Below are 5648 nucleotides of genomic sequence, written 5' to 3' on the forward strand. Positions count from 1 at the left end.
TTGTCCTCCTCCTCCGACCATCGCTCACGACGCCTGCGCGCCCTCAGCAATGCCGGATAATCATTCCCCACCACGACCGCCTTGTTGACGCGCCCTTTGGACAGGCAAATGGAAGCAAGGTCACGGCCTGCGCAATCTCTGGCGCGCGAATAGAAGAAACGTCCATACTTCAAGGGCCGCTTAGGGCGTAGGATCTTGCCTCGAAGACACTTCAGGATGTCGTGCTTGGCATCGTAACGGAAGCGATGCAGCGGGACCGGGCTGCGGATCGGCTCCGTCTTGGCGGGGATCAATGCATCGATGCCGCGTTGCTCGAAAGCGGCGAACACTTTCGCATAGGCATAGCCGGCATCGGCAGTGACGGTTTGGACGATAAGCCCGTCGCCTTCACAGCGGCGTCAATCCCCTCCACGATCATCTGCCCCTCGTTGATCTCGCCGGTGGTCACCGCGACGTCGAGAACCACGCCGCGCAGATCATCGACGACGGCATGCTGCTTGTAGGCCGGCTCAAGTCGGCGATTGCGGGCGCTTGTCGCCATGGTGGCATCCCGGTCGGTTACGCAGATCTTCTTGAACTTGCCGGTCTTGCGGCTCTTCTTTGCCCCCGCTTCCGCTTCCTCGTTCGCAGCGTTCACCGCGTTCGACATGGCGAACCGCCAAGCTGTCCCAGCTTACGTCGGCTCGGATCAGCGAAGCATCGACGTGGACGATCTCGCCCTTGGTGATCTTGGCCTCGATGCAGGCCTGCACTGTGCGCTCAAAGATCCGGCGAAATCGTGCCTCGCCCCAGCGCTGGCGGATGCGTGTCAGGGAAGAGTGATCGGGAAGTGCTTCGTGGAGACCGTAGCCGACAAACCAACGGATCGCGATGCCGGCGGTCATGCACAATTCCAAGCAGGAAACCGGCGAGCATCAGTCGGACCGCAACCTCAGGATCAATGCCCGGGCGGCCATTGTCGGTGCAGTAGAGGTTCGCCACCTCGTCACGCAGCCAGGACAGATCCAGCACACGGTCGACCCGCGCGAGAATATGATCATCAGGAACAAGCTGCCGTAGCGAGCCAGTCATGAATAGCTCAAGCTGATCGCGCTCCTTCGTCACAGCATCGCGATTCCTCCACCGAATCAACGATTGATCAATTGAATCAGCGGGAAAGGACTTCTTCAACAGCCCCACCCGGCAGCGCTGCCATGTGGCTGAGAGCACCTTGGTCACGGCGGCCTTGAGGCCCTCATGGGCGTCGGAGACGACGAGCTTGACGCCGCGCAGGCCGCGCCGGGTGAGCTTGCGCAGGAACTCCGTGCAGATCGGCTCGGCCTCCGAGGTGCCGATCTCCATGCCGAGCACCTCGCGCCGACCGTCGGTATTCACGCCCACGGCGATGATGACGGCGGCCGAGACGATCCGCCCACCGCGGCGACTTCAGGTAGGTCGCATCGATCCACAAATACGGCCAGTCGCCCTCGATCGGCCGCTCGAGGAAGGCCTTCACCTTGCCGTCGATCTCCTCGCACAGCCGCGAGACCTGGCTCTTGGAGACGCCCGGTTGATCGTGGCGAAGGCAAGTGCGGTAGGGGCCAACACCGGGAACGCTCATCAGACGCCGGCAGACCTCTTCCTTGCGAACGAGATCGACACAACCTGCTTCGTCAGGTGGGCGAACTCCCTCAGCATCGCGCTGAGGATCGCCAGCAGGGGCTCGACCAGCGGCATAGACCGGGTCTGTGCCGGCCAGGCCGTGACGGCGTGCCCAGCTTGATGCCGGCCTCCCGCAGGATCGCCCTGACCACGTTCTCGGTGCTGCGCACTTCGTCAGCACCGTGCGGCGAGCGACAAGCAGGAAACGCCAGAGCGGGCACTGTCGGCTTTTCACATGCACCCGCCGATACCAGCCGGTGCGCATGATCTGCGCCAATGCGCGGGCATCATTGCGAACGGTCTTGTTCGGTATTGTCTTCATCGCCGCATTGGCCTGCCGCGTCTCGATGCAAATCGCCGACAGGCCCTCGGCACGTAGCCCGTCATGAAGCCACGCCGTCAGCGAACACGCTTCCAGGCCGATCCGCTGAAGCGGCAGATCGATTTCACCCAGTGCGTCGATCAACGCCTGCGGGTCGCTCGATGCTCGTACCTCCTTCACGATCCGGCCACTCTCGTCGACAATAAAATGGCGGTCTCTTCCAAAGACAGGTCCAGTCCGGAAAAATACTTCATGGCTGCTCCTTCCTGATGTTTGTGGCGATTCAACATCGACCACGTTCTCACATCTCGACAGGAGCAGCCGCTTTCATCTCGGCTCGGAAGAGACCCCAATCACATGGGGTGATCGCGGAGCATCCAGCACTCAGCTAAACTGCTGACGTTTAATCTCGCCATGTGGAGAATGGAATGATGAAGCACTTTGTTGGTCGGATGTTTCCCTCGACCTGACATCGGTATGCGTTCTTGACGAAGAGGGCGCCGTGATTTGGCGCGGCAAGGTTGCCTCAACCCCTGAAGCCTTGACTGAAGCCATTCGCAAGCATGCACCATCAGTTGTGAAGATAGGCGTTGAAACAGGACTGTTGTGCACGTGGCATTGGCACGCACTCCACGAAAACGGCCTTCCTGTCGTCTGCCTTGATGCCAGGCATGCTAAGGCGGCGTTGTCGGTTCAGCTGAACAAGACTGATGACAATGACGCCTACGGCTTAGTGCAGAGCGTTGCGCGTTGATGATCTTGAGCGACTGGCCCTTAGTCAGCCGCCGCGCCGGAATGGTCATAAGTTCGCCGGTAGTCAATGTTGTTTTTAATTAGTCGCTACTGACTGCACCGGTAGGACGAGCCGCCGCAGGACCGCCCATGCGGCCACTTCGGCGCCCATTGACGTGCATTCACTAGATCTCGTCGGTCATGAAGCGATCGAGAAGACCCTGCTCGATCATAACTTTTTGCTCCCTCGCCAAACTCCTCGGCGGCCAATCGGTACCTACAGCAGCCGCAAACCCGACTATCGTGAGTCGTCAACCTCGTGAAGACACGACGGAACGAAGTCAGCTCGACACCAACTGCCTGGCGCCGTTCGGCAGTGAAATGAGCTTGAATCCTGGGCCAAGTCCCACCGTGACGTATATTTGTTTGCCCCAGGCATCCGCGTTTCCATCAATTGCGACGCAGCGGCCCGGTACTATCTATGTCGGACGCAGATGGACTCCATCTATAGTCGATAATAGACAGGCCCGGCGGATGCATTAAGTTGCTTACTAAAGCATTCATGGCTGTCGAATACCAAGGGCCGAACGTCCAACTTGAGAAAGCTTCCTCGATGACAGCTCAACCACAAAGAGCCCTCGGCATTATAGGACTCGACATCGGGCTCGCGCCCGGTGAATTTCAGCCGCAGCCGGGCTCGCTCTTCCATCCGGCAACCTTCGACTTCCCAATAATCATAGAGACGGCGGCAGGAGCTTGGACGGAGAGGGTCACTCGCCGGCGATCCCGCTCTCGATCCAGCCTACATTGCAGCTGCTCGGCGGTTAGTGGATCGCGGAGCCGATAACCGGGGACTGCGGCTACGCTATTCGGCATCAAGCCGCGGTGGCTGCATCGGTGAATGTACCCGTGGCGATGTCCAGCCTGCTTCTGGCGCCGACATTGCTTCGCCAACTGCCGCCAGCAGCCAAGCTCGCAGTCGTGGCCGCCCAGTCGGTGTGATTCCTTGCCTTCGAATCAGCAGGTTGGGGTGGCGCGGTCATTGAGGGAGGACCTTTGCTGCCGGGTTCTGGCGGCGTCGGCAGGCGGGATGTCTGCAACGATGCTGGCAACGCTTTCCACCAGTCGGGCAGTCGAAGACATCATCGTGGCGTTCGAGGATGAGCAGCATTGCAGGCGTCTCCCGGAAAGGCTGGTGCAGCCGGGCGGCAGACCTGCCCAGCCCGAACGCAATTAATAAACAACGGTGTTGCCGAACAAACGATTGCGACAAACCAAAGGGAGGAGATTAGTCATGGGAAGCATTGAAGAATTGAAAGCCGATCTGAAGCGCGGGCGGATTGATCGCCGGACGTTTATGTCGGGGGCTGTCGCAATGGGGCTGTCAGTTGCCGCTGGAATGAGTGTGGCCAACGCAGTTGCGGCTGGAACTCCGAAACGAGGCGGAACTCTTCGGATCGGTCTTGGCAGCGGATCGACTACCGATAACCTCGATCCAATAACGATCGATAGTATGTTCAATCAGGTTTGGTCGTTCGGATCTCTCCGGAACGCTTTGACGGTCATTGAAGCGGATGGCAGCTTGAAGCCGGAATTGGCATCATCTTGGGAAACGTCGGACGCAAAGACTTGGCGTTTCGAAATTAGGAAAGGTGTCGAGTTTCACAATGGCAAGACACCTGAACCCGCCGACGTGGTGGCTTCAATCAATTATCATCGTGGCGCGGACACCAAGTCCGGGGCGAGTGTTATTTTGAAGGAGGTCTCAGACGTTAAGGTAGACGGGCAGTTTGTCGTAATTACTTTGGGGGCCGCAAACGCCGATTTCGCCTTTATCCTGCCGACTACTTGTTCGGCATTTGCCCCGCTAAGGATGGCGTAATCGACTGGGCGTCCGGTGTGGGGACGGGTCCCTATAAATTCGAAGCGTATGAGCCGGGTGTCCGCGCTATCGGTGCTCGAAACGAAAACTACTTCAAAGCCGACGCGGCTTACGCTGATTCGATCGAGCTTCTCACAATTCAAGATCCGGCGGCCCGCGCGACAGCGCTGATGACAAACTCCATTGATGTCATGGACCGCTGCGATCCAAAGGTCGTCGCCGTGCTGAAGAATAGGCCCGGGATCGTCATCACGGAGGTGGCGGGCAATCTTCATTACGCGATGCCGATGGATGTGACCGTCGCGCCTTTTGACAACCTTGATGTCCGGTTGGCGCTTAAGTATGCCATCGATCGTGAGGCTATTCTCAAAACAATCCTGCGTGGCCACGGTGTTCTCGGTAACGATCATCCCATCGGGCGGGGGGAATCGGTACCTCAATACATCCTTGCCGCAACGTCACTACGACCCTGACAAAGCGCGTTTCCACCTGAAGAAAGCTGGCGCTGAGGGACTTGCCGTCTCTTTGTCGGCCGCAGATGTAGCCTTCGCCGGTGCCGTTGATGCCGCGGTCTTAGTCGCTGAGCAGGCCAAGCAGTCTGGTATCACGATCAACGTCGTCCGTGAGCCAAGTGATGGATATTGGTCGAACGTCTGGAGGAAGAAACCATGGTGCATGTCCTACTGGTCTGGTAGCGCAACCGAGGACCTGATGTTCACCAGCGGATATTCGAGAAATTCAAACGAGACTCATTGGTCAAATGAGCGTTTTGAGACGTTGCTTGTCACTGCAGAACTCGATGATGCGAAACGCCGCGCAATGTACTGGGAAATGCAGAAGATCGTGTCGGACGATGGGGCTACCATAATCCCGGTCTTCGCGTCCTATGTCGGGGCTCACTCGAGCAAGGTCGGACATCCAGACGTAATTGCCAGCAACTATGATATGGATGGCTGCAAAATCACGGAGCGCTGGTGGATCAACAGCTAGCCTGAAAAATTCACGGTGGGTTGGCGGATGTGGTTCAAGCCGTTGAAATGACGTAGGATTTGGTTGCTAAGGCCGATCCGA

4 protein-coding genes and 3 pseudogenes are annotated in these 5648 nt (G+C 58.3%); 4 read left to right on the forward strand and 3 right to left on the reverse strand.

The features are described from left to right. From NKI41_RS32610 to NKI41_RS32620, 3 pseudogenes are all read right to left on the reverse strand, one after another. A pseudogene (locus NKI41_RS32610) lies at positions 1–1071 on the reverse strand (transposase); the annotation flags it as partial. A 93-nt stretch (positions 1072–1164) separates the two neighbouring features. Then, positions 1165–1546 (reverse strand): annotated as a pseudogene (locus NKI41_RS32615) (IS256 family transposase); the annotation flags it as partial. After that, positions 1522–2217 (reverse strand): annotated as a pseudogene (locus NKI41_RS32620) (IS110 family transposase); the annotation flags it as partial. The pseudogenes NKI41_RS32620 and NKI41_RS32615, both read right to left, overlap by 25 nt. 248 nt (positions 2218–2465) lie before the next feature. On the opposite strand from NKI41_RS32620, the gene NKI41_RS32625 reads away from it, so the two are divergent. The 4 genes from NKI41_RS32625 to NKI41_RS32645 all read left to right on the forward strand — a co-directional run bounded on the left by NKI41_RS32625 (position 2466) and on the right by NKI41_RS32645 (position 5567). Then, entirely contained in the window at positions 2466–2717 is a 252-nt protein-coding gene (locus NKI41_RS32625; RefSeq protein WP_352687090.1) for a hypothetical protein, read from the forward strand. A gap of 1272 nt (positions 2718–3989) precedes the next feature. After that, entirely contained in the window at positions 3990–4577 is a 588-nt protein-coding gene (locus tag NKI41_RS32635) for an ABC transporter substrate-binding protein (RefSeq protein WP_352687092.1), read from the forward strand. Positions 4578–4594: 17 nt separating this feature from the next. After that, positions 4595–5050 (forward strand): ABC transporter substrate-binding protein, encoded by a 456-nt coding sequence (locus tag NKI41_RS32640; protein ID WP_352687094.1) that lies wholly within the window; start codon positions 4595–4597, stop codon positions 5048–5050. Then, the gene (locus tag NKI41_RS32645) at positions 5025–5567 is read left to right on the forward strand and encodes an ABC transporter substrate-binding protein (RefSeq protein WP_352687097.1); all 543 of its coding nucleotides are present in this window, start codon (positions 5025–5027) and stop codon (positions 5565–5567) included. Before NKI41_RS32640 ends, NKI41_RS32645 begins: the two co-directional genes overlap by 26 nt. The last annotated feature ends 81 nt before the right edge of the window (positions 5568–5648 follow it).

Source organism: Mesorhizobium sp. M0601, assembly GCF_040320845.1.
Taxonomy (GTDB): domain Bacteria; phylum Pseudomonadota; class Alphaproteobacteria; order Rhizobiales; family Rhizobiaceae; genus Mesorhizobium.